Origin of the sequence: Moorena sp. SIO3I8 (assembly GCF_010692325.1) — a bacterium.
Lineage (GTDB): Bacteria > Cyanobacteriota > Cyanobacteriia > Cyanobacteriales > Coleofasciculaceae > Moorena.
On record NZ_JAAHHW010000429.1, the window covers coordinates 1 to 1,246 of the forward strand.

General features: G+C 44.2%; 2 pseudogenes. One reads left to right on the forward strand and one right to left on the reverse strand.

The features are described from left to right. Positions 1-191: 191 nt before the first annotated feature. A pseudogene (locus F6K51_RS37620) lies at positions 192-1,102 on the forward strand (IS630 family transposase). Between the two features lie 17 nt (positions 1,103-1,119). On the opposite strand, the pseudogene F6K51_RS37625 reads toward F6K51_RS37620, so the two are convergent. Then, positions 1,120-1,246 (reverse strand): annotated as a pseudogene (locus tag F6K51_RS37625) (transposase); the annotation flags it as partial.

Consider the following 1,246-nt stretch of genomic DNA (forward strand, 5'->3'; position numbering starts at 1 on the left):
TAACTTATTGCTGGGATTGAATCAGCTAATTAGTGATATTAATCAATATCAATTCTTTTTTAATTCTGGATAATCTGACTTATTTGTTAATCATTGAATTCGGAGAGTGACAGAAGAGGGATATAGCAGCCGCCAGAGCGGTTAGGACATAGACTAGAAGTAGTGTTTGAGACACAGCAATCCCATTACCGATGCCCAAAGCCTATAGTTACGATCTCCGAAAAAAAGTGATAGAAGCAATAATTGAAGGTGGTATGAAGAAAAGTGAAGTCAGTCAACTGTTCAAGATCAGTCGCAACACCATTGACTTATGGCTGAAGCGAAAAGCCGAAACGGGGGACTATATAGCATTGCCCAATCAACAAGCGCGGTAGTGGCCACTTCCATCACAGACTGGGAGAAATTTCGGGAGAATGCGGCGGATTCATGGGGATAAAACACAAGTGGAAATGGCTCAACTGTGGGAGGGGGATATTAGCGATTCGGGCAAAGCCCGACGCTTCGCGAACGCACAATTGGACGAGCACTCAAAAAAATTGGGTTCACACGAAAAAAAAGACCTACGGCTACCTACAACGTGACGAGGTGAAAAGACAAGCATACAAGCGAGCAGGTGGCAACTCAGGAAGCTCAAACAATTGTTTATGTCGATGAAGCGGGCATCGGACTTCCGAGAAGACTACGGCTATGGCTGGAATGAGAAAGGAATTTGGTTTCATGCTCTGGTGTCAGGACGTAGACAGGGTAGAGTCAATATGATTGCAGCATTGTGTAACCAGCAACTATTGGCTCCCTTTACTGTGGAAGGCTCGTGCAATCGAAGTGTATTTGAGTTGTGGTTGGAAACATGGCTTTTTCCCTGTGCTTAAACCGGGGCAGGTAGTGGTGATGGATAATGCCACATTTCATAAAGGGGGTCGTATTGAGCAACTGATTCAACTTGCAGGCTGTCAATTGTTATATTTACCTCCGTATTCTCCAGACCTTAACAAGATTGAGCGATGCTGGTCTTGGCTCAAAAGTCGTATTCGTAAACAACTTAACCAGTTAGTTTGATTGTCTACGGGATGCGATGGAGTATGTCTTGGGTCTAGCGTCCTAACCGCTGTGGCGGTTGCTATACTTGAGTTGTCGATTTTCTAGCTCTAATACAAATGATGTATTGTTTCCATATCCAGCATCTATCAGGACAATTCCCGGATGATATCCCCGACTTAATGTCTTCTCAATTAACCCCAAGGCTAGC